Raw genomic sequence first — 25,076 nt, 5'->3', positions numbered from 1 at the left:
TCGCCTTTGGTGGCGACATGCGTTTCATTGGTCATCAGTTCACGAGGCGACGTGCTGTCTTCTGTCAGCCACCACTCATAAGCCATGATCATCACGGCCTGCGCCAGATTCAGCGACATGAACGCCGGATTGAGCGGATAGCGGATCAGCGCGTCAGCCCGCGCCATGTCCTCATTGTCCAATCCGGCTCGTTCTGGACCAAACATCAGCCCGACCTTCAGGCCGCGATTGGTCGCTTCCCGCAGTTCGATGGCGCCGCCACGGGCGGTCAGTAGCGGCTTGACGATGTGGCGGGGGCGGGGGCAGGTCGCATAGACGTGATGCAGATCGGCGATGGCGTCATCGACCGTCTCAAAGACTTCCGCAGCTTCAAGGATGCGGTCCGCGCCGGAGGCGGCGCGCCATGCCCGTTCCTGTGGCCACCCGTCACGCGGGGCGACAATCCGCATATGGAACAGACCGCCATTGGCCATGGCGCGTGCCGTCGTGCCGATGTTTTCCGCCATCTGCGGGCGCACGAGAATGACGACCGGACTGTTGCCGATTGGTTCGATGGCGGCGCCGCCGTCACGTCCGGTCATGCGCGCCTCCATGTTGTCCCGCCGGGACCGTCTTCAAGCACCACGCCCTTGTCGGTCAGTTCCTTGCGAATGGCGTCAGCGCGGGCGAAATCCTTCGCCTTGCGTGCCGCCAGTCGTTCGGCGATCAGGACTTCGATCTCGGCTTCGGAAGGTCCGTCGCCAGCTTCGCCCCGGAACCATGCGGCTGGTTCCTGCATAAACAGGCCGATCATCTGACCCGCGACCAGCAGATCAGCAGCGGCTTCACGGTCGCCAGCGAGTGCTGCGGTCGCCATGGCGTGCAACTCAGCAATGGCTTTTGGCGTGTTCAGGTCATCGCACAGAGCAGCAAGGAAAGGAGCCGGAATATCACGTCCTTCCACATCCAGCGGCCATGCGCCTTCCAGCGCCCGATAGAACCGGTCCAGCGTGCGTTTGGCCTCGTCCAGCCCCGTCCATGTGAAGTTCAGGACCGAGCGATACTGTGCGCCCATCAGCAGAAGACGCAGGGCTTCGACCGGGCCTTTGGCCAGCACGTCACGGATGGTCAGGAAGTTGCCCAGCGACTTGGACATCTTCTCGCCATCGACCAGCAGCATGGCGTTATGCACCCAGTAATCGGCGAACTTGCTGCCGGGGAAGCAGCACAGGCTCTGGGCGCGTTCGTTTTCGTGGTGAGGGAAAAGCAGGTCGCTGCCGCCGCCGTGAATATCGAAACTGTCGCCGAGATAGCGATGCGACATGGCCGAGCATTCGATGTGCCAACCGGGCCGGCCGCGTCCCCATGGAGAAGGCCAACCGGGTTGCGTTGGTGTGGAGGGTTTCCACAGCACGAAATCACCCGGATCGCGCTTGTAGGGAGCGACCTCGACACGTGCGCCTGCAACCAGATCTTCCGGATCACGTCCCGAAAGCGCGCCGTAGGAGGGGAAGGACGCGACAGCGAACAACACATGCCCTTCCGCCTCATAGGCGTGACCGAGTTCGATCAGACGGGCGATCATCGCCACCATCTCTTCGATATTGTGCGTGGCGCGCGGCTCAATGTCCGGCGGCAGCATGTTCATCGCCTTGAGATCGGCGTGGAACTCGGCGGTCGTGCGAGCGGTGAGGGAGGCGATGTCCTCGTTGTTCTGCGCGGCCCGTGCGGTGATCTTGTCGTCCACGTCGGTGATATTGCGCACGAACGTCACGCGCGGATAGAGCCTGCGCAGCAGGCGGGTGAGAATATCTGCCGTCAGCATAGCCCGCAGATTACCGACATGCGGCAGGTCATAGACCGTGGGGCCGCAGTAATAGACCTTCACATGCTCCGGATCGAGCGGCTCGAACGGAACTGTCGCTCGCCGCTGGCTGTCATGGAGCAGTAGCTGGGTCATCGTAATACGGTCTCTGTCGTCCTGATGCTGCCGAAACGCCCGGAAGGATGCACGATCTCCGGACGGGCCTTTTCCCGCTCATGTTTATCGAACGTCAGCGGAAACCGGAAATCATCCCGCGTGGATGCCTTTTCACGCGTCGGAACGCAACACCGGAGCATGGGCTGAAAGGCCATTCCTGACGATTCATGGCAGACATGGGTGCGTGCCGGTCCGCATGGGTTCCCATTTCTGGTGGTCAGGTCGATGATGGTTTGAAGCAAGGGGAGGATGGAAGACACAGCACGATGACCAGCGCGAAGAAAAAAAACGCATGGTGGGGAGACTGCATCGCCGGACTGTCCGAGGCGGCACTGAGTGTGCCGCAGGTGATGGGCTACGCGCGGATCGCCGGGGTGCCAGCCGTCATGGGACTGTACACGGCTCTCCTGCCGCCGCTCCTGTTTGCCGCGTTGGGATCATCACGCCATCTCGTTGTGGCGGCGGATTCAGCGACGGCGGCGATTCTGGCGGGTGGCCTCAAGTCCGTCGCGCCGATCGGAAGTGTCTCCTATATTGCGCTGGTGCCGGTCGTGGCGCTGTTTACTGCCGGGCTGTTGCTGATCGCACGGCTGTTCCGGCTGGGGTTTCTTGCGGACTTTCTCTCACGCACAGTGCTTGTGGGTTTTCTGACCGGTGTGGGCTGTCAGGTCGCCATTTCCATGCTGCACGACATGCTCGGTATCTCCCAGAAGGGTGAAAATTCGCTGCTTCAGTTGTGGGGCGATGTAACGCATGCCCATGACGCCAGTCTGCCGACCATCGCCCTTTCGTTGCTGGTGGCGGGGTGCATTGTGGCGGCACGTCATCTGACGCCTCGTATTCCGGGTGCGCTGGTGGCTGTGATCGGCAGCATTGTGGCGAGTGCGTGGTTCGGCTTTTCGCATATGGGGATTGCCACGCTGGGACCGGTCAGTGGCGGTCTGCCTCGTCTTGGACTGCCTCATTTCGGTCTGGATGAGCTGTCGGTGATCGTGCCCACGGCTCTTTCCTGCATGTTCGTGATCATCGCCCAGAGCGCTGCGACGTCACGGGCCTTTGCCGTGCAGTATGGTGAAACAGTTGATGAAAACGCCGACATTCTGGGGCTGTCGGGGGCCAACATGGCAGCGGCACTCAGCGGCACGTTTGTGGTCAATGGCAGCCCGACGCAGACGACGCTTGCCGTGCAGTTCGGAGCACGTAGTCAGCGTGCGCAGGTTGTCGTTGCGCTGGTCACCGGCGTGATCCTGCTCTGCGCGACTGCCCCTTTGCAGTATCTGCCGCAATGCGTGCTCGCGAGCATCGTGTTCGTCATCGGGGTCGACATGATCAACGTGTCCGGTTTGCTCGCCATCCGGCGGGAAAGTCCCGGCGAGTTCCACCTTGCCCTCATTACGGCGGCGACGGTGGTGGCGGTCGGAGTGGAGCAGGGAATCTTTCTGGCGATCGTGCTGTCGCTGCTGCGTCACGTGCGACATAGTTACGAGCCGCATACCAGTGTGCTTCAACCGGTTCGTGCCGGTGTTTTCGAGGCCACGCGCTGTCACGCGGGAGAGGAGACCGAGCCGGGACTGATCATCTACCGGTTCGCGGCCGATCTCTTCTACGCCAACTGCACGCGGTTCGCCGACGATGTGATGGAGCTTGTCGAAACCGCACCGCATCCAGTGTTCTGCATCGTGGTCGATGCTGGCGCGATTACCGATATCGATTATTCAGCGGCAGCCATGATGCGTGATCTGGTGGCGCGTTTACAGGCGCGGAAGGTTGAGCTGTTTTTCGGTCGTGTGAGCAATGACATGCGAAGCGATATGGTCCGTCACCGTCTGATAGATCTGATTGGGGAGGATCATCTGCTGGGGGCGCTCCATCTTGCGATGGACATGGCCCGGAAGAGGCTGGCGGAACTCACAGCGAAGAAATGACCGGCACGCAGGAAGCTGCTGCCGGTTACAGAAAGCTTTTGGACGGTCAGGAAAATCAGAATATTCGGGGAAGGGCGCGGATCAGTATGAACCTGTCGTAGAGATCCGCATCTGACGCGAAAAGTGCGCACAGAAAAGGGCCAGCCCCGTGTCTGTGCTGCGACACACGAAACAGGACTGACCCTCTGGCCTGCATAAAGGATACTGACTAACAGCTCCTTAATAGCCTGCCTCTGCCCTTATGGCCAGAAAATTGGGCAGGAGTTTGGTGTTTTGTTGTATCAAAAATGTAACAAAACTTTGTGCGAACCGCAGAAAACCGGAATTTGAAAGGCTGATTATGTCCGCAATACGTCAGTGAGGGGGGAGAGGTAGCTGGCGAGTCTGACCCGTAGCGGCATCAGATAGACGGAGCCACCATCAGCCCGCACTTCCTGAATGGCCTGCCTTGCAAATGCGAGATTGGCTTCAAGAGTGGGAGAGAAATCATGCGGAAAGACAATATGGTTTGTCGTTTCCCAGTAGGAGCGTGATTTCGGACCGATGACAGGAGAGAACCCCCAGAAGACAGTCTCATCCCGTAGCCATTCCCGGCAGAGATCGAGCATCCGCCTGTCAAACAGGGGTTGTGTGAAGAAGCCGCAGGCTCCGGCATCACGTTTGCGGGCCAGTTCTTCCAGTTCACGGTAAGGGGCGCGGCGATAGGGATCAAACGCGGCGTACACCTTCAAATGCGGCGCTTCCCGCACATAACGCCGGATGATGGCGTCCGATGTGTTTGGGAATACGCGGTGGTTCAGGTCTGCCGGTGGGTCACCCTTGATGATCAGAACTTCCTTCAGGCCCGGCGTGTCCAGACCGGGAAGTGGGCCCTTCGGGTCGATATCGATGGCCCGGATATGCGGAATGACCGAGTGGAAGTTGTCCTGCACCATCGCGGCGGCGTCCCAGCTGCGCAGGGAAAACCGCTGGATATCGGGAATGTTGATCGTATCGACGAAGGGCAGGCACTCGCGCAGCTCCCGCACCTCACGTGTGATGGCCCCCGCGTCGCGGGGAACCAGTTCGATGGAAACGCGACTCATTTCGGAAGCCATTCGCAAAATCTGTTCATGCATAGCACTCTAAAGCAGTTTGCACCTGAAGGGAATCTGACGACCTTGAAGGATATCGGCTCAAGGGTTGTTCCGGGTTGGAGCCTCACTGAAAGCGGCTCCAACCCAATAATGACTGACTCAGATCGACGTTTCCCGCTCCATGGTTTTGTGGAGGGAATGCAGGCTGATGCTATCCACCGTCGCGCCTGCTCCTGATGTTTCGAGACGCAGGAAGGTGAGGGGGGCGGAGGGATAGATCAGCGCTGTCCCCACGGAAAGTCCTCCGTTGGCGAAGATCTCGAGCGTGCTGGCATCGAGAATGATGCGAATGGAGAAATGCCGGTCATCAGGGTTGAGGACTGTCGAGAACTCTCCGGTGAAAAAGGGCTGTGAGAAACCGCGCAGATTCCCACGATCCAGCCAGAGCTGACCGGAAAAGGCGTCAAACCCGATTGTCAGAGCCTCTCCCTGTTCATTGCCGAATGTGATGACGAAGCGTCCTGTGCGGCCCTTGTCACCCGGTGGCAGCCCCGCAGGCCGTTCATCGACGGTCGCACTCAGGCTCAAATCAAGGGCTGAACCTATGGGAATGGCGGTCTGCACACTGGTTCCGGCTGCAAGTCGGCGTGGCTGAAAGGAAAGTGATCTGTCCCACAGGGTTTCCACACCGCGCGGTTGCTGGGCAAGGCGCAGCCAGCCCGCGAAATCCCGCTTCAATGTCATTGTGCGCGGCAGGGTCATGCATCCGCGCCATGTTCGGGTCGGCAGTTCCTGACAGTATTGCCAGTTGCCGAACCATGCGATGGAGACAGCCTCGTCCTTCGGCATATTGCTGTAGACCTGAAGCGCGTAGGCGTCCTTGGCGAAGTCCGTCAGGCCGATCACGGTGTCATCCGGCGTAAAGCGCGAGCCGTCGAAACTGCCGATGAAATACTGGGTGGTGCTGCCACCCAGCGGCGCACCCGGATTGACGGAAACGAACAGCACCCAGCGCGTGCCACCGCCTTCGACCGGCACTTCAAGCAGATTGGGGCATTCGTAATCGACGCCAAACAGGCCGGACGGGCCGAAATCGCTGAGATGCACCCAGTGAATCAGGTCCGTGGAGGCGTAGAACGCAATCTGATGCAGGCGGGACTTCGCCACCACCATGACCCACTGCCGTGTGGGTTTATGGAAGATCACCTGCGGGTCACGGAAGGAATTGCTGCCGAGATCCAGAATCGGATTGTGTTCGTATTCCGTGAAGGTCTGTCCCTGATCCTTGCTGACAGCGAGATACTGGGCCTGCTCGGTGGGGCTGGCGCGCGTGTAAAGGGCGACGATACCGCTTTCGCCTGACGCGAAGAGACCGGACGTGTTTTTCTCATCGACGACAGCGCAGCCCGTATAGGCCTCGCCCGCCTTGGTCTCCGGAATGGCGATCGGCTGATCCTGCCAGTGGAGCAGATCCGTGCTCGTCGCATGTCCCCAGTGAACGTGCCCCGCATACGGCGCGAACGGATCATACTGGTAATAGAGGTGATAGCGCGTGCCATCGAACACCAGACCGTTCGGATCGTTCATGAAGCCTGTGGTTGGGCTGAAATGGACGGATGGACGATACAGCGTGTCCGCAGGAGTTTCCGTTGCGGGATGCATCAGCGCGTTTCCTGGTTGATCGGCCGGGGAGGGATGCGAGGCGTTCGGCTCGGCGTCGTGGGTGTGATCCGGAGCCTGCGGAGGAAGAGGCGTCGTGGGTGTGGAGGGCGTTCCGGTCGTCTCGGCAGCATGCGCGGCGACCCCGGCAAGACAGCCCGTCGCACCAAGTGTGACGAGAGAGGACAGGGCAGCACGGCGTCCCGGACTGGAGAGGGCTGGTCGGGAGGTTTTCTTGTCTGGCATGGGACTGGTTTCAGAATGTGAACGGAGGGCGGTGCTGGCTTTCTTTGGGGCTGCAACTGGCAGGCACGAAAAATGTCGGGATGTATTACCGCGTCTGGCCCGTGGGAGTGGCGCCCCGCCAGTTTCCTTCAGGATGCGCCTTGTAGGCCATATCCGCATCATTGAAGGCGTCCGTAACGGCTGTATAGGGTCGGAATATCAGACCGCTCGCGGTGGGAGAAACGCCATGATCGACGGACTGCTTCGCCAGCCAGCGCATGGTCGCCATTGTCGTGACGCCCGGCCCCGTCTCGACCCAGACATTCTCAAACTGGCCGGTGCGGACAAAGCGTGAGACGTTGTCAAACATCAGTGTCAGGATGGCATGGATCACCGGATTTCGGGGTGTTGCGATGAAAAAGCCGTTGTTGATGCACCAGGGCTGACCGACGGCATAGGTCACCATGCAGTTGAAAGTCGCTCCGGCGGCAATGCGCGACAGAGGAGCGTGCGCGATGGTGTCCACATCGACATAGATTCCGCCATATTCATACAGATCGCACAGACGCCAGAAATCAGAGCGCATCGTGGCGTGGAAGCAGGCGTCGAACAGGCGTGCTTTCTCTTCTCCGTAATGCTGCTGGATGAAAGTTCTGGCGGACTCATCGCAGATCAGATGATGCGCAAAGCCCGGATTATGCGCCTTCATGGTCTCGATAGCGCGCTGCACCTCTTCCGGCAGAACGGACGAGTGCCAGTACTGGGCGATGCGATGGGGAATGCCTTCCGGCAGCGTGTCACCGGGAGCCGGTTTTACCAGAGGAAGCCAGCCGCTCTCGATGCCGGACGCCAGCAGCCCAAAACAGGGCATTTTCTCGCCACGATAGACGGCGGAGAGTTCGGGCGGGGCATCAGTGGTCAATGACATTCTCTTGCGGATTTCATGTTTCTTTCAGAGCGCTCACTATAGGTCTTCCATGAAGATTGAAAAGCGCTGTGCGGTTCATTGGTAGTGGTCTTTGTAAGACCGTTCTGTTGTCAACTCATGAAGGAAGGCACTCCGCTGCCAGAGAAGGAATCTCCTGCCGGGCTGGAAGCGGGAGCGTTTGAACGGACTTGTGGCTCTCGGCTTCTTCAACTGCCAGGAGACCTGTCGATTGTGATACGGCGCGTAAATTTGTTAAGAATGCGCCCGTTAACCCGCCACCAAGAAAGAGAGATGGCATCATGAGCAAGATCCTTCGCACAGAACCGAACCAGATTCTGTCCAAGGCCGTCGAATATCACGGCTTTATTTTCACACAGGGCATGGTCGCCCGCGATCTCACGAAAGACGCCAAGGGTCAGACACAGGATATCCTTGAGCAGCTTGATACGCTTCTGGAAGAGCACGGCACGGACAAGACCCGTATCCTGCAGGCCCAGATCTGGCTGAAAGACATCAACGATCGCACCGCGCTGAACGAAGTCTGGAGCGCATGGCTGCCGGAGAACGGCGCACCGGCCCGCGCCTGCGTGCAGGCTGTCATGGCTGACCCGAAGATGCTCGTTGAGATCATGCTGGTTACGACGAAATAATGCGTCTCTCCCGCCTGCCGGTTTTGTGCAGGCGGGATATTTCTCTGCCGTATTTTGGATAATGTCCCTTATTCTTGCAGAGTGACCGGGTGGCACCGCCGCCCGTTTCGGGATCTGAGTTTTTTTTCCAGTTCCGCTGCGTGTTCCTGCAAACAGGATCATCATTTTATCTGTTTGATCACTCTGCACAGTCCCTGAGATGACGGGTCTGTCGGCATTGTTCATTTCGAATACGATAAAAATTTTCACAGTGTCGCATTTATTCAAGTTTACCGTCTGATCCTGACCAGCGACCCCAGATTTCGGGGCGCATGCTCCCCTCATGAACCTGTTGTGATGCGGGACGGATATGGAACGATTTTCTGCTCTTTCCCTGGCCAGAAAGGCTCTCGGTGGCCATCTGGGCTGGAAGCCGCAATGGCGCTCCGTCGAGCAGCCAAAGAAGGCTTATGATATTATCATTGTCGGTGGCGGCGGCCACGGCCTCGGTGCGGCGTATTACCTCGCCAAACAGCACGGGCTGCGCAATATCGCCGTGATCGAGCGTGGCTGGCTGGCGGGTGGCAACACTGCCCGTAACACTACCATCATTCGCTCGAACTACCTGTTCGACGAAAGCTCCTCCTATTACGAGCATTCTCTGAAACTGTGGGAAAATCTCTCGCAGGAACTGAACTACAACGTCATGTTCAGTCAGCGCGGATGCCTGATGGTGGCGCACACCGTGCATGACGTGCAGGTGTTCAAGCGTCACGTTCATGCCAATCGGCTGAACGGAATCGACAACGAGTGGCTGTCTGCGGAGGAGGCGAAGGAATTCTGTCCGCCTCTGAACATCTCGCCGAATATCCGTTATCCGGTCCTCGGCGCCTCCCTTCAGCGTCGCGCTGGCACGGCCCGTCATGATGCCGTGGCGTGGGGCTTTGCCCGCGCCGCCAGCGACATGGGCGTGGATATCATCGAGAATTGCGAAGTGACCGGCATCAATCGTGGTCCGGATGGCGCTGTCACTGGCGTCGAGACCACGAAGGGGACGGTTAACGCGAAAAAGGTCGCTGTCTCGGCGGCGGGTCACAGTTCCGTCGTTCTGGAAATGGCGGGCATCCGTCTGCCGTTGCAGAGCAACCCGCTGCAGGCCCTTGTCTCCGAGCCGGTGAAGCCTGCGTTCCCCACCATCGTGATGTCCAACACCATTCACGCCTATATCAGCCAGTCTGACAAAGGCGAGATGGTGATCGGCGCGGGTACGGACTCCTATGTGTCCTATACCCAGCGCGGTGGGCTGCACATTCCGGCCGAAACACTGGCAGCGATCTGCGAGCTGTTTCCGATGTTCCGTCGCTTGCGCATGATGCGTTCGTGGGGCGGTATCACCGACAACACGCCCGACCGCTCGCCGATCACGGCGAAGACCTCGGTGCCGGGGCTTTACGTCAACTGCGGTTGGGGAACGGGCGGCTTCAAGGCGACGCCGGGTGCGGCAAACCTGTTTGCCTGGACCATCGCGAAGAACGAGCCGCATCCCATCAATGCGCCCTTCACCATCGAGCGTTTCCGTGACGGCGTGATGATCGACGAAGCGGCGGCAGCGGCGGTGGCGCACTGAGATGGTGTGTCGCCTCATGCTTCAGAAATCATCGCCGATAACGGCACGAGTTTTCACATCCGGTCTGCTCCGAGGAGCGAGTGCATCATGCTGCTGATCCGCTGCCCGTATTGCGGGGAACGAGCCGAAGTCGAATTTTCCAACGGGGGCGAGGCTCATATCGACCGTCCTCGCGATCCCATGAGCCTGACCGATGAGGAGTGGGCTCAGTATCTCTACATGCGCGACAACCCGAAGGGGCTGATCGCCGAGCGGTGGCGTCATGCTCACGGCTGTAACCGCTTCTTCAACGCCATCCGCGACACGCGGACGGATCGTTTCGTTGTCACCTATGAAATCGGACAGCCGCGTCCGGAAGTCACTCCGGAACAGGCTGCGGAGGCTGCACGATGAGTAGCTTGTCCCGAGCTTCTGCCCGCGTTCCCGGTCGCGGTCGCGTCAACACGCGCCGTCCTGTGCGCTTCACATTTGACGGTCGCAGCTTTGAAGGGTTCGAGGGTGATACGCTCGCCTCGGCTCTGCTGGCGAACGGCGTTCACCTGATGGGCCGGTCCTTCAAATATCACCGCCCACGTGGTCCGATTTCTGCCGGCTCCGATGAACCGAATGCCGTGGTCGCGGTTGGTTCCGGTCCAGCCTTGCAGACGCCGAACCTCGTCGCCACGCAGGTCGAGGTCTATGACGGTCTGACGGCGCAGAGCCAGAACCGCTTCCCATGTCTTCAGTTCGACATGGGCGCAGTGAACAATCTCGCCTCGCCACTGATTCCGTCGGGCTTCTACTACAAGACCTTTATGTGGCCCCGGAATTTCTGGACCAAGGTTTATGAGCCGATCATTCGTCGCTCGGCCGGTCTGGGTGTGGCGCCGACCGAACCTGATCCGGATCATTACGCCTTCCAGTATACGTTCTGCGACGTGCTGGTGGCCGGTGGTGGCCCCGCTGGTCTGGCGGCGGCTCTGACTGCTGCGAAAGCAGGTGCGGAAGTGATGCTCGCCGACGAGACGGCGGAATTCGGTGGCAGCCTGCTCTTTGATCGCGCGTCCCGTATCGACGGTCTGCCTGCTTCCGAGTGGGTCGAGCGCACGGTCGCTGAACTGAAAAAACTGCCCAACGTGCGGATGTTCACCCGCACTACGGTGTTCAACTACGGCCCACACAACATGGTCGCGCTCAATGAGCGTCTGACCGACCATCTGAGCACCCCCAATCCGGCCACGCCGCGCGAGCGTCTGTGGCAGGTGCGTGCCAAGCAGGTGGTCATCGCGTCTGGTGCGATCGAACGTCCGCTGGTGTTTGAAGGCAATGACCGTCCGGGCGTCATGCTCGCCAGCGCGGCGCAGACTTACCTCAACCGGTATGGCGTGGCCTGTGGTCGTAAGGCTGTCATCGCCACGGCGGACGACAGCGCCTATCGCGTTGCGCTCGACCTGCTTGAAGCGGGTGTGAAAATCGCTGCCATCGTCGATATCCGTCCGAAGCCTGACTCCGAACTGTTCCGCAAGGCAAAAGCTGCGGGCATCAAGGTTCTGGTCAACAGCACGGTCCAGCGCGCTCACGGTTCGCAGCGTATTCACAGCGTCGAACTGGCTCCAGTTCTGCCGGGTGGCGATGTGGGTGAGGGCAAGAACTACAGTTGCGACCTGCTGCTCATGGCGGGTGGCTGGACGCCGAGCCTTCACCTGTTTTCCCAGTCCAAGGGCAAGGTGGTCTACAACGCCGAACTCGACACCTATCTGCCGGGCGAGTCCGCGCAGGCGGAGCGTTCGACCGGTTCCTGCCGTGGGGTCTACGACCTTGGCGAAGTGCTGGCCGATGGTCTGAAGGCTGGTGTCGCAGCGGCGAAAGACGCAGGTTTTGATGGTGAAGTCGATCTTCCCTTGTGGGAAGTGACCAGCGACGCCATCGGTCGCGGTGGTTTCACTGGCGCGCTACCCCGTCGCGGCAAGGGCCTGACGGCCATGGCGTTCGTCGATTACCAGAACGACGTGACGGCCAAGGATGTGAAACTTGCCGTGCGTGAAGGCTTCCGTTCGATCGAGCACATCAAGCGCTACACGACGACCGGCATGGCGACGGATCAGGGCAAGACATCGAACCTGAACGCGCTCGGCATTGCGTCCAGCGCCCTAGGCCGTCCGAAGCAGCAGATCGGTCTCACCACGTTCCGTGCGCCGTACACGCCGGTAACGTTCGGTGCTTTCAGCGGTCATGAGCGGGGCAACCTGTTCGATCCGGATCGCCGTACGCCGATCGACCCGTGGGCACGCAGCAAGGGCGCGGTCTTCGAGGATGTCAGCCTGTGGCGTCGCGCCCGCTACTTCCCGCAGCCGGGTGAGGACATGGACGCCGCCGTGGCCCGTGAGTGCCTCGCTGTCCGCAAGAGCGTCGGCATCTTTGACGCCACCACGCTGGGCAAGATCGAGGTTGTCGGACCTGACGCCGCCGAGTTCATGAACCGGATGTATGTCAACGGCTGGACCAAGCTGGGTGTCGGCAAATGCCGCTACGGTCTGATGTGTCGCGAAAACGGCTTCGTCTATGATGACGGTGTTGTCGGTCGCATCGCGAAAGATCGCTTCCACGTCACCACCACGACGGGCGGTGCGGCTGGCGTTCTGACCATGATGGAGGATTATCTCCAGACCGAATGGCAGGATCTTGATGTCTGGCTGACATCCACCTCGGAAGAGTGGGCGGTCATCGCGGTGCAGGGACCGAAGGCACGCGAGGTTCTCGCGCCGCTCGTGGACGGGCTGGACATCTCGCATGCGACCATGCCGCATATGAGCGTCGTGGAAGGCACCATCGGCGGTATTCCGATGCGTCTGTTCCGCGTCAGCTTCTCCGGTGAGCTTGGCTTCGAGGTGAACGTGCCACCGAGCCGGGCGCTGGAAGTGTGGGAGCGTATCTGGGAAGCGGGCAAGCCTTACGGCATGACGCCTTACGGCACGGAGACGATGCACGTCCTGCGTGCCGAGAAAGGCTACATCATCGTCGGACAGGAAACCGACGGCACGGCGACGCCCGATGATGCGGGTTGTGGCTGGGCGGTCAGCAAGCTGAAGAAGGACTTCGTGGGTAAACGCTCACTGGCTCTCCCGGCGATGCAGGACCCGGACCGCTACCAGCTTGTCGGCCTCTACACGCAAGCGCCGCAGGAAGTGCTGGAAGAAGGGGCGCAGCTTGTCGCCAGCCCGAACGAGGTCATCCCGATGAACAAGATCGGGCATGTTACCTCGTCCTATCACAGCGCCACGCTGGGCCGGTCCATCGCTCTCGCCATGGTGTCCGGTGGACGTACCCGGATGGGAGAGACCCTCTATGTGCCGATGGAAGACAAGGTGATCCCGGTCACCGTCACCAGTCCGGTGTTTTATGACGCGGAAGGAGCCCGCCTCAATGTCTGACGTCTCTGTTTCCAACTCACTGGCTGTCTCCCGCGCCGGGTTCACGGCCACGCCACTCAAGGGAGGGCGTCGCTTCGCCCTTCAGGGTCGCAAGGATACGCTGGAAGGCGCTGCCAAGGCGTTCGGTCTGTCCGAGGCTCCGGGCATGCTGGCGAGTGCAGCTGCGGGTGACTGCACGCTGCTCCGCCTCGCGCCACAGGAACTGTTCATCATCACGGGTGACGCCGGCTTGCCTGAAGCCGTCACTACCTATCTCGGCACCGTGCCGAACAGTTTGGTAGAAGTTTCGGAGCGCCAGATTGGCTGGACACTGGAAGGTGAAAAGCTGCGTGATACGCTGGCGGCATTGAGCCCGCTGGACATGCGGGAGCGGTCCTTTCCGGTCGGGATGGTCACACGCACGCTGTTCGGCAAGGCTGACGGCATGGTGTGGCGCACAGGTATGGACACGTTCCATCTGGAAGTGTGGCGTTCGTTTGGGCCCTATATGTCATCCATGATGGATGCGGCGGCACTCGACGCGGCCTGGTAACGCGCTGCCTTTAAGCGCTTTTCCGGGGCTTTCGGAAAAGCGCTTAAAGACACAATATTTTTTGATCTGAATGAGTGATCCGAAGCACGTTTCTCTCCACGGAAAACGGATTTCGGCTTCGCGGTTTATCGAAGCGGTTCTTTGCAAGGATGGTCCGCACGGCACTTTCGGCGTGAGTCCAGAGCGGCTGCGTAAAGACATATCGGAAAGTTCGCCATGATCAGTGTTTTTGAAATCTTCAAGATCGGCATTGGTCCTTCTTCTTCTCATACGGTCGGTCCGATGAAAGCCGCTGCGGAGTTTGTCACCGAACTGGCGGCGCTCGCGGCTGAGGCCGTTCATCCCCTGCATGTCCGGGTCACGCTTTATGGTTCTCTGGCGTGGACCGGGGTGGGTCACGCCACGGATCGCGCCGTTATTCTCGGGCTGGGTGGTCTGCATCCCGACATGGTTGACCCCGATGAGGCCGAGGCCGTTCTCACGCGTATGCGTGAGACGCATGAGCTTGGTCCGCGTGGCTGCATTTTCACGTTCGATGCCGACAAGGACATCGTCTTTGACAAGGAGACGGTGCCCCCCGTCCATCCGAATACGCTCCAGTTCGTTGCGACCGACGGAAACGGAAAGGCCGTTCTGATTCGTCGTTACTGCTCGATCGGCGGCGGCTTCGTCGTGCCGGAAGACAAGAACGCGGAGGCTGTTCCCCAGAACGTCAACGTGCCGTTCGATTTCCGCAGTGGCGTACAGCTTCTTGCCTGTGCGCAGCGCAGTGGTCTCAGCATTCCCGAGATCGTACTGGCCAATGAGAGCGCCCTGCGTCCGGTGGAGGAGGTACTGGCCTATGTGGATCGCATCATTGACGTGATGATGGCGTGCGTTGATCGGGGGATGAGAACGGAAGGCGTGTTGCCCGGTCGTCTCGGCGTGAAACGGCGTGCTCCGGCTATCCGTGACCGGTTGGAGGCGGATCGGTTCCGCAACGTCCGCACGGCTCACGAGATCATGGACTGGGTCAGCCTGTTCGCCATTGCAGTGAACGAGGAGAATGCAGCGGGCGGACGCATCGTCACCGCGCCGACCAATGGGGCGGCGGGCGTTGTTCCTGCCGTGCTCAGGTATTATCGTGATTACAGCGCAGGCGCATCCCGCGCCGGTGAGCGTGATTTTCTGCTGACAGCCGTTGCCATTGGTGGGCTGTTCAAGCGCAATGCGTCCATTTCCGGTGCGGAAGTAGGGTGTCAGGGAGAGGTCGGCGTCGCCTGTTCCATGGCTGCGGCTGGTCTGTCTGCTGCCTTGGGGGCAGGAGCAGCGCAGGTCGAGAACGCGGCGGAAATCGGGATGGAGCATCATCTCGGGATGACGTGCGATCCGGTGGGCGGTCTGGTGCAGATTCCGTGCATCGAACGCAATGCCTTCGGGGCGATCAAGGCAATCAACGCGGCCTCTCTGGCCATGCGAGGCGATGGTTCCCATCACGTCTCTCTCGATGACGTGATCAAGACAATGTACGAGACCGGCAAGGATATGAGTAGTCGCTATAAGGAGACTTCTCTGGGTGGTCTGGCTGTCCGTTTCCCTGAGTGCTGATATATTTCAATTATCTGTTTGATATAAAAGAATAAAATTTGACTTTAATTTGCAACGAAAAACCCGTGAATTTTTTGGATTGGACAGTCGGGCATCAAAGTCGTTACGGTATAAAAATATGTCGTAATTTAGAAATTAAAGTTTTCTGAAAGTCGCATACTGGATGTGTCGAACCAGAGTCGGGTCGGGAAGGAAACACCCTCATGTCCGGTCAAACAGAAGAAATGCTCAAAACACTCCTTGCCCGACGCAAGCCGGGTTTCGCCCTTGAGGCACCGTTCTACACGGATGAGGGCATCTTCGATGAGGACATGAAGCACATCTTCGGTCAGCACTGGATTTATGTCGGTGTCGAACCGGATGTTGCCGAGCCCGGCGATGCGATGGTCGTCAATATCGGAAAATCTTCCGTCATCATCACGCGTGACGATGATGACGCGATCCGGGCGTTCCATAATGTCTGCCGTCACCGCGGTGCCCGCATGATCCCTGAAGGCAAGACGATGATCGGCAACATCGTCTGTCCCTATCATTCATGGACCTATGGAATTGATGGCGAGCTGAAATTTGCCGAGCATATGGGAGAAGATTTTGACCCCAAATGTCGTGGCCTCAAGAAAGTGGCGGTGCGTTCGGTTGCGGGGCTGATCTTTATCTGTCTGGCTGAGAACCCACCGGAAGATATTGAGGACATGGCCCGTGTCATGGAGCCGTATCTTGCGCCGCATGATCTGAAAAATACACGAGTGGCCTTTGAGTCCGATCTCATCGAGAAGGGAAACTGGAAGCTCACGCTGGAAAATAACCGCGAATGCTATCATTGCGGTCCGAACCATCCTGAGCTGACTATTCCACTTTTTGCCTATGGCTTCGGCTATGCGCCCGGAACGCTGGATGAAGAAAGCCAGCGCGATGCTCAGCGTTATGCGGAACTGGCCACTACATGCCATGCGCGCTGGGAAGGTGAGGGATTGCCGTCCCGTGAAGTCGAGCATCTTGATGACATGATAACGGGTTTCCGGACCGAACGGCTGCCGATCGACCGCTCTGGTGAGAGCCAAACATTGGATACCAAGGCCGCTTGCCGCGTTCCGTTGGGTGATCTGAAGGACAAGGCGATCGGTGGTCTGTCTTTCTGGACCCAGCCCAATTCATGGCACCATTTCATGGGAGACCACATTGTCACTTTCGCCGTATTCCCGCTGGATGCAGACACGACGTTGGTTCGCACAAAGTGGCTCGTGCACAAGGATGCGGTCGAGGGGGTCGATTATGATCTGCAACGCCTGACAGAAGTCTGGCAGGCGACGAACCAGCAGGATGCGGATCTGGTCGAGATTTCCCAGCAGGGTGCGACCGATCCTGCGTTTGAAGCCGGACCGTACTCTCCTTACACGGAAGGTCTGGTTGAGAAATTCGCTGCCTGGTACATCGGTCGCATGAAGGCGGCTTTGGCATGACGGCAAACGGCGTGCTTGCAGAGCTGAACGACCTGGCTTCCGCTCCTCTGTGGAATCCTGAGCGGGATGAGGTGCTTGTCTGCCGTCAGGTCATCGACGAAACACACGATGTGAAGACATTCGTGTTTTCCGCTCCACAGCCGCGCCGTTTTTGTTACCAGCCCGGTCAGTTCATGACGTTTTCTCTCCCATGCGGCCCATCGGGAGAGGAGATAAACCGAAGCTATACACTGTCCTCTGCTCCAACCCGCCCGGATCGTGTGTCGATTACTGTGAAGCGAGTGGCGAAGGGGCCGGTTTCGAACTGGCTGCACGACACTCTGCAACCCGGGATGGAAGTAAAGGTTACAGGACCTGCTGGAGAGTTTACCTGCGCGGGTAGTTCATCGAAAAAGTTTCTGTTCCTGTCAGGGGGAAGTGGCATCACACCGATGGTGTCCATGTCCCGTACGCTGATGGATCTTGGAGGTGAGGCGGATGTGGTGTTTCTCCACAGCGCCCGTAGCCCTGACGATCTGATCTTTGCACGAGAACTGGCGCTGATGGAACAGCGCTGGCCAGGTTTCCGTGCTTCCACGATCTGTGAGAGCGATACGCCCTCCGGTCGGTGGTCGGGGCTACGTGGACGCCTTGTCGCCTCAATGCTGCCTCTGGTCGCTCCTGATTTTCTGGAGCGCGAGGTCTATGTCTGCGGCCCAGAGCCTTATATGGCCGCAGTCCGCACGCTGCTTGCCGACAGTGGTTTCGACATGACCCGCCATCATGAAGAGAGTTTCGATTTCGCTACGCTCATGCAGGGGGAACTTGAAGAGGCTTTCGCCGCACCGGAGCCGGGTGAGACGACATACAAGGTCAACTTCACAAAAAGCCGACGTGAGATTGAATGTGGCGCGGACACCAATATCCTCTCCGCCGCCCGCGCCGAGGGAATGCGCGTTCCGGCGTCCTGCGGAAAGGGGCTGTGTGGAACCTGCAAGTGCAAGCTTATCTCAGGGACTGTAGAAATGAAGCACGAAGGAGGTATCCGCCAGCGTGAAGTCGATATGGGCATGATCCTGATCTGCTGTTCAAAGCCCACCAGCGACGTGGTGATCGAACGCTGACGATGCCTGCTTCGCCCGATCTCAGCAGCTTCCGGCGCTTCGGTTTCCTGACACTCTCAGGCTATTCGATGATCGCCGTGAGTAACGCTATCGAAGCGCTGCGGATGGCCAACAGGCTGGCGGGCGAGGAAGCCTATATCTGGTCGGTGTTGTCGCTGGATGGAGAATCTTCCTTGTCCAGCAACGGTCTTTCACTGGCACCCACACATTCCGTCAGAACAACGCCTCGCTTTGACGTCGTCTTTGTCTGCGGTGGCGTCGATGTACGTGCTGCGACCGGAGCCGCATTGCTCACATGGCTGCGGCAGCAGGCTCGGCAGGGTGTCGTGCTGGGGGCGCTGTGCACTGGCACCTTCGCTCTTGCGGAAGCTGGCCTTCTTCGGGGCTATCGCTGCGCCATACATTGGGAAAACCTGCCTTCGATCCGCGAGGAATTTCCCGAAATCGACATCACGGACGATTTCTTCGTCATTGATCGCAATCGGCTGACCTGCACCGGTGGTCTCGCGCCGCTCGACATGATGCTGAAGATCATTGCTTCCCGTTACGGGATGTCTCGGGTCAATGAAATCTCCACGCAGTTTCTTCTGGAACGCGATCGTCCCGGAGACGAACGGCAACCTGTGCCTGTTCCGCCGGGAACGCCGGAAGCGATGGCACGTGCTCTGAGCCTGATCGAGCGGGAAAGTGACCGGCCACTACGGATCGAGGAAATCGCCGGAGCCGCGCATCTTTCCGTAAGGCAGCTGGAACGGATCTTTCGCCGACATGCAGGCGTCACACCGGCAGCCTATCTCGTCGGAGTGCGTCTGGAGCGCGCCCGCCGTCTGCTTCGTCAGACCACGATGTCGGTTACCGATATCGGAACGGCCTGCGGCTTTGTTTCAAGTTCACATTTCAGCTCAGCCTATCGCAGCCGTTTCGGCTGTCCGCCTCGCGATGAACGCCGGCGGAAAGAAGGCTCTCCCAGACAGACTTCAACCATGGATGTGTCCGCATGAGCTCCAATATCGAAGCCCTGTTCAAGCCTCTGCGGATCAGAAACATGGTGATCCGCAACCGTGTCATGAGCACGAGCCATGCGCCGGGTTACGGCAAGGACGGCAAGCCGCAGGAACGGTATCAGCTCTATCACGCCGAAAAGGCCAAGGGTGGCATCGGCCTGACCATGTTCGGAGGCTCGTCCTCCGTCGATCATGACAGCCCGGCCACGCCCTGGAATCAGGTTTCCGTTGTTGATGACAGCGTGATTCCCTATTTCCAGCAGTTCGCGGACCGTGTGCATGGCCACGGTGCGAAACTGATGATCCAGATCACCCACATGGGACGGCGCACGCGCTGGGACACTGATGCGTGGCTGCCGGTCATCGGTCCATCCCCACGCCGTGAGCCAGCTTCTCGTTCCATGCCGAAGGAAATGGAGATCGAGGACATCCGTCGTGTGGTCAGGGCTTTTGCTGATGCGGCGGTGCGCTGCAAGAAAGGCGGCCTGGACGGGCTGGAAATCTCCGGCGCGCATGGTCATCTGCTCGACCAGTTCTGGAGCCCTTCCGCGAATGATCGTGTTGATGAGTATGGCGGCTCACTTGAAAACCGCATGCGGTTTGGCATTGAAGTTCTGACAGCCATCCGCGAGGCAGTAGGCGAGGATTTTGTTGTCGGCATGCGGATGTCCGGCAATGAGATGCTGCAAAATGGCCTGTCACAGGAAGACTGTCTGACAATCGCCAGCGATTACGCGTCACGCGGACTGGTGGATTTCGTCAACGTCATCGGTGGGCAGGCCCGTGACGAGATGTCGCACGCCGTCAGCCTGCCGAACATGTCCTTTCCTGTCGCGCCTTTTCTTCATCTCGCCAGCGCCATCAAGCGTGAAGCCGATGTGCCGGTGTTCCACGCCCAGCGTATCATGGACGTTGCGACCGCCGCACGCGCTATCGCTGAAGGGCACATTGATATGGTCGCCATGACCCGCGCCCATATCGCGGACCCGCATATCGTGAACAAGTTGGCGGCCGGACGTGCCGACGATATCCGCCAGTGCGTCGGCGCCGGATACTGCATCGATCGCATCTATGTCGGCGGCGATGCGCTCTGCCTGCAAAACGCCGCGACGGGCCGTGAACAGACGATGCCGCACGACGTTCAGCCGACAACGGGCACAAAGCACAGGGTCGCCATCATAGGTGGGGGCGTTGCCGGACTGGAAGCAGCCCGCGTCTGCGCTCTGCGTGGTCATAGCGTCGTGCTGTTCGAGCGCGAGAACGAGACGGGAGGACAGGTCAATCTTGCCGCAAAGGCGACATGGCGCGAGGCGCTGACCGGGATCGTGCGTTGGCTGGATGGACAGGTGCGCAAGCTGGGTGTCGATGTGCGCACGGGCATGGAAGCCACCGTCGAAATGGTGCATCTGGAGAAGCCGGATATCGTCATTGTCGCCACCGGCGGCAGCGCATGGCGCGGCGAGTTTGAAGGCGCTGACCTTATTCACACCACGGCGGATGTGCTGTCCGGCGCAGTCAATCCTTCGGGCAGTGTTCTGCTGTTTGACGAAATGGGCCAGCACAATGCCGCATCTGTGGCGGAGGTCATGGCTACGCGTGGATGTCTTGTGGAAATGGCGACGCATGACCGGCTCATCGCGCAGGAAGTCGGCACCACCAACCAGCCGATCCATCTGCGGGAGATGTATAAACTCGGCGTGGTCATGTCGCCGAACATGGAGCTGCGCGAGGTCTCTCGGGAGGGCAATCGGCTGGTCGCCGTTCTACGCAACACCATGACGGACACCGAAGAAGAGCGTCTCGTCGATCATGTCATCGTCGAATGCGGCACTCTTCCGCGTGACGCGCTCTACATGGAACTGAAGGAAGGCTCTGCCAACCATGGGCAGACCGATCTGCCGACACTTTTGCAGGGACAGACACAGCCCGCTGTCGAAGGGTTGAAAAGCGGAGAATACGCGCTGTTCCGTATCGGCGACGCCGTGGCCGGTCGTAACATTCATGCGGCGCTCTATGACGCGCTCCGTCTCTGCAAGGATTTCTGAGAGTGGCCGGGAGGACAGGTCTCCTCGCTTCCGGACTGGTCTGGGGCATGGCAGGCGCGCTCGCGGTCTCCGCCGTGCCGATGGTCCGGCGCTGGCGTAAAGGAAAAGCCAGCCCCAAGGACATGATCCGCGGGCTCGCCGCTGTGCCGCAGCGTTATCTCGTGGATGTCCATCACGCCGTCGAGCGTCGCAAGGGTGCGGCTCCAATGCATGCGCTGGTTGCAGGGGGGACACTAGCCGGCTCTGCGGTTCTCGCGGCTGGTGCGATTCCCGCGCTCCGTGAAAGCCGCCTTTACTGGGGCAGTGTCGGGGTGTTCTTCGTCACGGCCATTGGCGGCACGTATCTCGTGTGGAAACGCCGTAACCCGAGGAAACCGTCCTGGCTTTCGGGGGGCAAATTTCTGTGGCTGCCGAATGCTCTGCTGGCGTGGAATCTCGGCGGCGCGCTTGTCGCGTTGGTGCATGTCGCCATGCCGGGAAGGACAGGCGTCGCACTCGTGCCTCTCGCCATGATGGCTGCCGGTGGCGCGGGACTTGTCGTGCAGGTGGCGCGCGGTCCGATGCGCCATGCGTTTTCCGGTGTGACATGGCTGGCGGCCCATTCGCGCCCGGAGCGGTTCGGGGGCGGTCGCAGCACCGATCTGCGTCCACTGGATCTCGCGGCTCCTACCCTTGGTGCGCTCGTTCCCAGTGATTTTGCGTGGAATATTCTTGCATCTTTCGATGCCTGTATCGAGTGCGGACGGTGTGAACAGCATTGTCCCGCCTTCGCCGCTGGACAGAGACTGAACCCGAAGGCGCTCATTCAGGGACTGGCGCTGTCCGCCCGTGGTGAGGATGCCAGCGTCTATACCGGCTCACCCGCGCCGAATGCACCAGCGACAGCGGGCAAGGGGAGCATGACCAGCGCGATTATCGGCGCGGATGCGATGATCCATCCCGATACGCTGTGGGCCTGCACCACCTGCCGCTCATGCGTCGAACAATGCCCGATGATGATCGAGCATGTGGACGCCATCGTCGATCTCCGGCGTGGCCAGACGCTCATGCTGGGCGAGGTTCGTCCCGGAGCCGCGGATGCGCTGCGCCGCCTGCGTGACACCGGTGAGTCCGGTGGCCGTTCGCTGTCCGCCCGTGCGGATGGACTGGCGGGCGAGAATGTCCCGGTTCTCACCGAAGAGGATGAGACGGACGTGCTGCTGTGGCTGGGCGATGGCGCGTATGAACTGCGCTACGCCCGCACGCTGCGCGCGCTCGTGAAGCTGCTACGTCTGGCGGACGTGAAGTTCGCCATTCTAGGTGAAGCCGAATTGGATTGCGGCGATTTGGCACGGCGTCTGGGCGATGAGGCGACCTTTCAGGGGCTGGCGGCGGAAGTCATCGGCACACTGAACAGCCGCCGGTTCCAGCGGATTGTCACCGCTGATCCACATGCGCTGAACGTGCTGAAGAACGAATATCCCGCGCTCGGCGGCAAGTGGGAAGTGGTGCATCACACGACGTTCCTCGACGAGTTGGTCAGTGTGGGCCGTCTGAAACTCGATGCGCGCGATCTGCCGTCCGTCGCCTATCACGATCCCTGCTATCTCGGACGCTACAATGGCGAATTCGATGCGCCGCGTCGCCTGCTGGCCGCAGCCTGCAAGACGACGGTTGAGATGGAGCGGCACGGGAAGCAGTCCATGTGTTGTGGCGGCGGTGGCGGCAATCCGGTCAGCGATGTCGATGCCGAGCAGCGTATTCCCGACATCCGCATGGGGCAGGCTGCTGAGGTCGGTGCTGCGATTGTCGCGGTCGGATGCCCCGGTTGCACAGCCATGCTGGAGGGCGTGCCGGAACCGCGCCCCGAGGTGAAGGACATCGCCGAACTCGTGCTGGAAGCGGTGGTGCCCGCATGAACGCGATCCGTCTCCGTCGAGATCCGCGTGCCGAACGGGCGGCCCGTCTTGTGCCGGGAAACGGGCGGCAGCGTTACGACATGAGCGCCACGCCGGATGGGCTGATGACATCGCCTTCCGGTCGTCTGCGGCGTGATCCGCGTGCGGAACGACAGCGACTTCTGACGACGGGACGGGATGGTCGGGCGCGTCTCGTTCGGTCAGGTCTTGTCGGTCAGATGGCGGGAAGTGCTGCTTCAAACGCAACTGTCGTGAAGAAAATCCGTGTCGAACAGCCGGAGTTTTTCATCATCGTTGTGCCCGACCTGCCCGATGGTCGGCTCGACCGGTCGGATCGTCAGGTGCTGGGCGCGGCCCGCAAGCTGGCGGATGCCGGAGGCGGCGCGGTCGTGGTCGTCGGTGAGACTGTCGATGAAGCATCGCTCGGTCAGGCAGGAGCAGATCGCTTTGTGCCGCTTTCCGGTGGTTCTGATCCTGACGCGCGCGTGGCGGAACTCGTCACCGTGATGGATGCGTTGTCGCCACGTCACGTTCTCCTGCCGGAAAGCGAGGAAGGCGCTGACATGGCACGGCGTCTTGCCGCTCGCACCGGCCTTGGCCTGCTGCCGGGGATTGAGGTGCTGGGGCCAAAACAGGTCATTCGCCCGTGTGGCGCAGGACGTCAGGAATGGGTGGGCGGTCTAGCGCCTCTGATGACGCTTGCGCCAGATCGTGTGCCAGCATGGGAAGGCGACGTGCACGAAATTCTGCCGCTGGAAGAAACAATTGAAGGGCCGGTTCCGGCGTCTGCGCGCATGACGGTCGGCACAGTCATTCCTGCCGATCCGGCCACCATGAATCTCGGGGATGCGCCGTTTGTCGTGTCCGCAGGGCGGGGCGTGACGGATTTTGCCAGTTTCCACGCGACCGTCCGCGCCCTGCACGCAACGCCGGGGGCGAGCCGCGTGGTGTGCGACAATGGCGACATGCCGCGTTCGACGCAGGTGGGGGCGTCCGGTACGATCCTCGACGCGCTGTGCTACGTCGCGCTGGGTATTGCCGGAGCGCCGCAGCATCTTCAGGGGCTAGGGCGTGTGGAGCATATTGTGGCGGTCAACACAGACCTTCACGCGGCCATGGTGGCCCGTGCCGGCCTCGCTATCATTGCTGATGCGCAGGCCGTTATGCCTGCGCTGTGTGAGGTTCTTGCCGCTGAATATGGGGAGAAGGGCGCATGAAGGCTGTCATTCTTCTATCCGCCGGGATTGATCCGGTCTCGGGTCGTCCAGCGCCCGTGCCGGGGGAAATCCGCGCCATTGGACTCGCGCGGGAACTTGGCGTCGCGCAGATGATCGGCCTGCATGCCGGACCGGCCAGCCCGGCTCTGGCGGAATATGGTGGTTATGGCCTTACGCACATTCTCTGCCTGAAGGGGGGGGAGACTGATCCTGTGCAGGCGTTGGCCGAAGCAGTGAAAACCCACGCCCTGTTCGCTGATGGTGGGCCGGATCTCGTTCTGGCTGCTTCGCGCGGTCGTGGTGGGAGTGATACCGGCCTGTTGCCATATCAGCTTGCACAGGCGCTCGACTGGCCTATCGCCACTGATATTGGCGCACCCATGGAGCAGACTGCTGCCGGTCAACTGGCTCTTGCGCAGTTTCGGGCAAGAGGAGCGGTCAAACCTGTGTCGGTGACGCTCCCCTGTGTCGTCACCGTTCCGGAGGCAGCCCGTTGTGTTCCCGCTTTTGTGTTTGCCCGTCAGCGGGAAACGCGGGTGGACGAAGAGGTCGTTACGGTTCACCCTGTTTCTGCTGATGAAGAGGCAGGAACGCTTCGTCCCTATCGCAGGCGACCGAAACTGATTTCGGGCGCATCGAAGGACAGCGGAGGCGGCCAGCTTATGGTCGATCCCGATCCGCACGAGGCTGCGCGCGCGATTGTCGCGCATCTTCGTGCTCTGGGTGTTCTGCCCAATGCCGGTCAGGCTCCCGAAGCCTGATCATTGAAGTAACAGAGAAAGAAAGAGAAA

19 protein-coding genes are annotated in these 25,076 nt (G+C 60.1%); 14 read left to right on the top strand and 5 right to left on the bottom strand.

The window, feature by feature from the left end; genetic code table 11:
- Positions 1 to 581: RNA methyltransferase (locus B3759_RS01040; RefSeq protein WP_291362814.1), on the bottom strand; the 581-nt coding region annotated here is incomplete at its 3' end.
- The gene (cysS, locus tag B3759_RS01035; RefSeq protein WP_291362812.1) at positions 578 to 1,939 is read right to left on the bottom strand and encodes a cysteine--tRNA ligase; all 1,362 of its coding nucleotides are present in this window, start codon (positions 1,937 to 1,939) and stop codon (positions 578 to 580) included. The genes cysS and B3759_RS01040, both read right to left, overlap by 4 nt.
- 287 nt (positions 1,940 to 2,226) lie before the next feature.
- Between cysS and B3759_RS01030 the strand changes: the two genes are divergently transcribed.
- Positions 2,227 to 3,885, top strand: coding sequence for a SulP family inorganic anion transporter (locus tag B3759_RS01030; RefSeq protein WP_291362810.1), 1,659 nt, complete (start codon positions 2,227 to 2,229; stop codon positions 3,883 to 3,885).
- Positions 3,886 to 4,223: 338 nt separating this feature from the next.
- Here B3759_RS01030 and B3759_RS01025 read toward each other — a convergent pair whose 3' ends face one another.
- From B3759_RS01025 to B3759_RS01015, 3 genes are all read right to left on the bottom strand, one after another.
- Entirely contained in the window at positions 4,224 to 4,970 is a 747-nt protein-coding gene (locus B3759_RS01025; RefSeq protein ID WP_291363229.1) for a methylenetetrahydrofolate reductase, read from the bottom strand.
- A gap of 150 nt (positions 4,971 to 5,120) precedes the next feature.
- On the bottom strand, positions 5,121 to 6,866 hold the full coding sequence (locus tag B3759_RS01020; RefSeq protein ID WP_291362808.1) for a glycoside hydrolase family 32 protein: 1,746 nt from the start codon (positions 6,864 to 6,866) through the stop codon (positions 5,121 to 5,123).
- Between the two features lie 85 nt (positions 6,867 to 6,951).
- Positions 6,952 to 7,767 carry a glycosyltransferase family 32 protein gene (locus B3759_RS01015; protein WP_291362806.1) on the bottom strand — a complete coding sequence of 272 codons (816 nt, stop codon included), beginning with the start codon at positions 7,765 to 7,767 and terminating at the stop codon, positions 6,952 to 6,954.
- A 305-nt stretch (positions 7,768 to 8,072) separates the two neighbouring features.
- On the opposite strand from B3759_RS01015, the gene B3759_RS01010 reads away from it, so the two are divergent.
- From B3759_RS01010 to B3759_RS00950, 13 genes are all read left to right on the top strand, one after another.
- Positions 8,073 to 8,423 (top strand): RidA family protein, encoded by a 351-nt coding sequence (locus B3759_RS01010; RefSeq protein ID WP_099347688.1) that lies wholly within the window; start codon positions 8,073 to 8,075, stop codon positions 8,421 to 8,423.
- A gap of 349 nt (positions 8,424 to 8,772) precedes the next feature.
- Positions 8,773 to 10,029 carry a sarcosine oxidase subunit beta family protein gene (locus B3759_RS01005; protein ID WP_010668565.1) on the top strand — a complete coding sequence of 419 codons (1,257 nt, stop codon included), beginning with the start codon at positions 8,773 to 8,775 and terminating at the stop codon, positions 10,027 to 10,029.
- An 87-nt stretch (positions 10,030 to 10,116) separates the two neighbouring features.
- A complete protein-coding gene (locus B3759_RS01000) occupies positions 10,117 to 10,422 on the top strand; it encodes a sarcosine oxidase subunit delta (RefSeq protein WP_010668566.1) in 306 nt (101 codons plus the stop codon).
- Positions 10,419 to 13,439, top strand: a complete 3,021-nt coding sequence (locus B3759_RS00995) for a sarcosine oxidase subunit alpha family protein (RefSeq protein WP_291362802.1) — start codon at positions 10,419 to 10,421, stop codon at positions 13,437 to 13,439. The genes B3759_RS01000 and B3759_RS00995 overlap by 4 nt, the downstream gene beginning before the upstream one ends.
- A complete protein-coding gene (locus B3759_RS00990) occupies positions 13,432 to 13,971 on the top strand; it encodes a sarcosine oxidase subunit gamma (protein WP_291362800.1) in 540 nt (179 codons plus the stop codon). Before B3759_RS00995 ends, B3759_RS00990 begins: the two co-directional genes overlap by 8 nt.
- A 216-nt stretch (positions 13,972 to 14,187) precedes the next feature.
- The gene (locus B3759_RS00985; RefSeq protein ID WP_291362798.1) at positions 14,188 to 15,558 is read left to right on the top strand and encodes an L-serine ammonia-lyase; all 1,371 of its coding nucleotides are present in this window, start codon (positions 14,188 to 14,190) and stop codon (positions 15,556 to 15,558) included.
- A gap of 203 nt (positions 15,559 to 15,761) precedes the next feature.
- Positions 15,762 to 17,018 (top strand): aromatic ring-hydroxylating oxygenase subunit alpha, encoded by a 1,257-nt coding sequence (locus tag B3759_RS00980; RefSeq protein WP_291362796.1) that lies wholly within the window; start codon positions 15,762 to 15,764, stop codon positions 17,016 to 17,018.
- Complete coding sequence (locus tag B3759_RS00975) at positions 17,015 to 18,121, top strand: hybrid-cluster NAD(P)-dependent oxidoreductase (protein ID WP_291362794.1); 1,107 nt, start codon at positions 17,015 to 17,017, stop codon at positions 18,119 to 18,121. Before B3759_RS00980 ends, B3759_RS00975 begins: the two co-directional genes overlap by 4 nt.
- Positions 18,122 to 18,123: 2 nt before the next feature.
- On the top strand, positions 18,124 to 19,122 hold the full coding sequence (locus B3759_RS00970; protein ID WP_291362792.1) for a GlxA family transcriptional regulator: 999 nt from the start codon (positions 18,124 to 18,126) through the stop codon (positions 19,120 to 19,122).
- The gene (locus tag B3759_RS00965; RefSeq protein ID WP_291362791.1) at positions 19,119 to 21,170 is read left to right on the top strand and encodes an NADH:flavin oxidoreductase; all 2,052 of its coding nucleotides are present in this window, start codon (positions 19,119 to 19,121) and stop codon (positions 21,168 to 21,170) included. Before B3759_RS00970 ends, B3759_RS00965 begins: the two co-directional genes overlap by 4 nt.
- 2 nt (positions 21,171 to 21,172) lie before the next feature.
- The gene (locus B3759_RS00960) at positions 21,173 to 23,068 is read left to right on the top strand and encodes a DUF3483 domain-containing protein (protein ID WP_291362789.1); all 1,896 of its coding nucleotides are present in this window, start codon (positions 21,173 to 21,175) and stop codon (positions 23,066 to 23,068) included.
- Entirely contained in the window at positions 23,065 to 24,285 is a 1,221-nt protein-coding gene (locus tag B3759_RS00955) for an electron transfer flavoprotein subunit alpha/FixB family protein (RefSeq protein WP_291362787.1), read from the top strand. Before B3759_RS00960 ends, B3759_RS00955 begins: the two co-directional genes overlap by 4 nt.
- A complete protein-coding gene (locus B3759_RS00950; RefSeq protein ID WP_291362785.1) occupies positions 24,282 to 25,046 on the top strand; it encodes an electron transfer flavoprotein subunit beta in 765 nt (254 codons plus the stop codon). The genes B3759_RS00955 and B3759_RS00950 overlap by 4 nt, the downstream gene beginning before the upstream one ends.
- Positions 25,047 to 25,076 lie beyond the last annotated feature (30 nt).

It is taken from the genome of Acetobacter sp. UBA5411, assembly GCF_002409645.1.
Lineage (GTDB): Bacteria > Pseudomonadota > Alphaproteobacteria > Acetobacterales > Acetobacteraceae > Acetobacter.
This window is presented reverse-complemented; position numbering and strand designations above follow the sequence as displayed.

Excerpts from the sequence above, each read along its gene's own strand:
- cysS (WP_291362812.1), bottom strand. The coding sequence starts at position 1,939 with ATGACCCAGCTACTGCTCCATGACAGCCAGCGGCGAGCGACAGTTCCG.
- B3759_RS01030 (WP_291362810.1), top strand. The coding sequence starts at position 2,227 with ATGACCAGCGCGAAGAAAAAAAACGCATGGTGGGGAGACTGCATCGCC.
- B3759_RS01025 (WP_291363229.1), bottom strand. The coding sequence starts at position 4,970 with ATGAGTCGCGTTTCCATCGAACTGGTTCCCCGCGACGCGGGGGCCATC.
- B3759_RS01020 (WP_291362808.1), bottom strand. The coding sequence starts at position 6,866 with ATGCCAGACAAGAAAACCTCCCGACCAGCCCTCTCCAGTCCGGGACGC.
- B3759_RS01010 (WP_099347688.1), top strand. The coding sequence starts at position 8,073 with ATGAGCAAGATCCTTCGCACAGAACCGAACCAGATTCTGTCCAAGGCC.
- B3759_RS01005 (WP_010668565.1), top strand. The coding sequence starts at position 8,773 with ATGGAACGATTTTCTGCTCTTTCCCTGGCCAGAAAGGCTCTCGGTGGC.
- B3759_RS01000 (WP_010668566.1), top strand. The coding sequence starts at position 10,117 with ATGCTGCTGATCCGCTGCCCGTATTGCGGGGAACGAGCCGAAGTCGAA.
- B3759_RS00995 (WP_291362802.1), top strand. The coding sequence starts at position 10,419 with ATGAGTAGCTTGTCCCGAGCTTCTGCCCGCGTTCCCGGTCGCGGTCGC.
- B3759_RS00990 (WP_291362800.1), top strand. The coding sequence starts at position 13,432 with ATGTCTGACGTCTCTGTTTCCAACTCACTGGCTGTCTCCCGCGCCGGG.
- B3759_RS00985 (WP_291362798.1), top strand. The coding sequence starts at position 14,188 with ATGATCAGTGTTTTTGAAATCTTCAAGATCGGCATTGGTCCTTCTTCT.
- B3759_RS00980 (WP_291362796.1), top strand. The coding sequence starts at position 15,762 with ATGTCCGGTCAAACAGAAGAAATGCTCAAAACACTCCTTGCCCGACGC.
- B3759_RS00975 (WP_291362794.1), top strand. The coding sequence starts at position 17,015 with ATGACGGCAAACGGCGTGCTTGCAGAGCTGAACGACCTGGCTTCCGCT.
- B3759_RS00970 (WP_291362792.1), top strand. The coding sequence starts at position 18,124 with ATGCCTGCTTCGCCCGATCTCAGCAGCTTCCGGCGCTTCGGTTTCCTG.
- B3759_RS00965 (WP_291362791.1), top strand. The coding sequence starts at position 19,119 with ATGAGCTCCAATATCGAAGCCCTGTTCAAGCCTCTGCGGATCAGAAAC.
- B3759_RS00955 (WP_291362787.1), top strand. The coding sequence starts at position 23,065 with ATGAACGCGATCCGTCTCCGTCGAGATCCGCGTGCCGAACGGGCGGCC.
- B3759_RS00950 (WP_291362785.1), top strand. The coding sequence starts at position 24,282 with ATGAAGGCTGTCATTCTTCTATCCGCCGGGATTGATCCGGTCTCGGGT.